Source organism: Motilibacter deserti (assembly GCF_011250635.1).
Classification (GTDB): Bacteria; Actinomycetota; Actinomycetes; order Motilibacterales; family Motilibacteraceae; genus Motilibacter_A; species Motilibacter_A deserti.
On sequence record NZ_JAANNP010000195.1, the window covers coordinates 1 to 2,254 of the forward strand.

Below are 2,254 nucleotides of genomic sequence, written 5' to 3' on the forward strand. Positions count from 1 at the left end.
GTCCGACGGCCAGCAACGTGTGACCCGCGCCATGTCCGACGCACGCCACGTCCCACCCTTGATACGTCCGCTCGGCGCACGTCCCAGCGACCCGAAGTTGGGCCGAGGTGGCGCCCCGCGTCAGAGCGCGTCGACGAGCCCGGCCAGCGACTCCAGGTCGACCTGGAGCACCCGCCCGGGGCCCGGGGTGCCAGGTCGTCGCAGGGCCGCCAGGACGTACGCCGGCAGCCCGTCCGGCAGGTCAGGGTCGGGCTCGAGGCCGTCGTCGTCGAGCTCGGCGAGCACCCCGTCGACGACCACTCCGGCCTGCACACGGGCCAGCAGCAGCACGTCGGCACGCGCCTCGTGCTCACGCAGGTCCACCAGCGGGACGCGCGGCCCCTCGCGGTCGAGCGCTGCGGTCACGGGGGCCCGTACGCCCGTGAGCGGCACGATCTCGGCGTCACGGAGGAGCTCACGGACCTCCTCCGACCGTACGGCCAGCACCCGCGAGCCCACGAGGAAAGTCACCCAGCCGGCCATGGCGGCATCCTCCCCGATCGCGGGTCCGGCCCCCGAGCGGGGGCTCGCCGCCGCTGCCTGGCGGTGGGCGCCCTTCCGCATGCTTGGCCCCGCTCCTCGGCGCCCATCAACCTCCCGGGCGCCCACCAACAGCTGCGAGCTCGAGGACGTACGTCGTCGCCGCCCAGCGCCTACTTCAACAGGAACCGGTCGCTCTCGCTGGTGGCGGTGCCGACCCGGCCGGTGACGACGTAGGTCCCGTCCCCGGCCTCCGCCCGGCCGCTGCAGCCTGGCGCGGACCGCTTGCGCGACCAGGTCACGCTCGTGGACCAGCTCTCGCCGGCCTTGAGCGTGCGCTGGGTGTGCCCGCTCTTGCCGCCGCAGTCGTCCGAGCTCCAGATGCGTGCGGGCCCGGACTCGACGACCAGCTCGAGCGCGGCCGAGCCGAGGTCCCGGGTGCAGGCGCTGTCGGAGACGTTGCGGATCGTGAGTGTGAGCCGCGGGTTCGCACCCGAGCCGTAGCTCGCGGCGTCGGCCGCCGCGGAGACGGCGAGGTCGTCGTCCGCGCAGGCGGCCCCCTCCGTCCCGGCGGCGTCGTCCGCCCCGTCGGTCGAGCTGTCACCCGAGCCGTCGGTCGAGCTGTCACCCGAGCCGTCGGCCGCGCTGTCACCCGAGCCGTCGGCCGCGTCGTCGGCACCGGAGGACGAGCCGGGCGTCGGGGACGCGGTCACCGCGCTGGGGTCGAGGACGACGTCGCCGGCGTTCGCGCTGGCGTCGGCGGAGCCGTCCTCGGACGCTCCCGCCTCTCCGGCGTCGCCGGTCCCGCCGCCCGTCCCGCTACCGGGCGTGCCGGAGGCCGTGGCCGACGGGGTCGGCTTCCCAGTGCCACGCTCGGCCGCGTCGCCGGACCCCCCGCCGCACGCCCGCACGCCCAGCAGCAGCACGACCAGGGCGCCGACGAGGAGGACCGCCCGGCGCATCCAGTACGTCCCGGGGCTCTCCGGCCCAACTGGCTGCAGCACCACGCGCGACACGCTAGGCCGGTCGGAGCGCTGCACCTCGGCACCACGCCGCACGCCACCCCCTACGATGCGCTCGAGATGCCCGCCTCGCCCCTCCACGCCCCGGTCCTGGCGTGGTACGCCACCGCCGCACGCGATCTGCCGTGGCGGCAGCCCGGGACCGGCCCGTGGTCCGTCCTCGTCAGCGAGGTCATGCTCCAGCAGACGCCGGTCGCCCGGGTCCTGCCGGCCTGGCAGGCATGGCTGGAGCGGTGGCCCACCCCCGCAGACCTCGCCGCCGCCGAGCCCGGGGAGGCCGTACGCCAGTGGGGCCGGCTCGGCTACCCGCGGCGTGCGCTCCGGCTGCACGAGGCGGCCGTCGCGATCGTGGAGCGGCACGGCGGGCAGGTCCCCGCGGACCACGAGGCGCTGCGCGCCCTGCCCGGCGTCGGCAGCTATACGGCGGCAGCGGTGGCGTCGTTCGCCTTCGGCGGCCGGCACGCGGTCGTCGACACGAACGTCCGGCGCGTCCACGCCCGCGCGGTCAGTGGGCGCGCCGAGCCTGCCGCCACGCTCACCGCCGCCGAGACGCGGGTCGCCGAAGCGCTCGTCCCGGACGACCCGGCGGTCGCCGCCCGTTGGGCGGTCGCGGTCATGGAGCTCGGCGCGCTGGTGTGCACCGCGCGCGTCGCGCACTGCGACCCCTGCCCCATCCGCGGGCTCTGCGCCTGGCGGGCCGCCGGCAGCCCGGC

At 76.8% G+C, this 2,254-nt stretch carries 3 protein-coding genes; 1 reads left to right on the forward strand and 2 read right to left on the reverse strand.

All coding sequences use genetic code 11. From position 1 onward, the window contains the following. Positions 1 to 120 precede the first annotated feature (120 nt). Positions 121 to 522 (reverse strand): CheW domain-containing protein, encoded by a 402-nt coding sequence (locus G9H71_RS22270; protein WP_166284947.1) that lies wholly within the window; start codon positions 520 to 522, stop codon positions 121 to 123. A gap of 170 nt (positions 523 to 692) precedes the next feature. Continuing rightward, the gene (locus G9H71_RS22275; RefSeq protein WP_166284948.1) at positions 693 to 1,526 is read right to left on the reverse strand and encodes a hypothetical protein; all 834 of its coding nucleotides are present in this window, start codon (positions 1,524 to 1,526) and stop codon (positions 693 to 695) included. Between the two features lie 75 nt (positions 1,527 to 1,601). Here G9H71_RS22275 and G9H71_RS22280 point away from each other — a divergent pair. Continuing rightward, positions 1,602 to 2,254 (forward strand): A/G-specific adenine glycosylase (locus G9H71_RS22280; protein WP_166284949.1); only part of this gene is annotated, 653 nt, incomplete at its 3' end.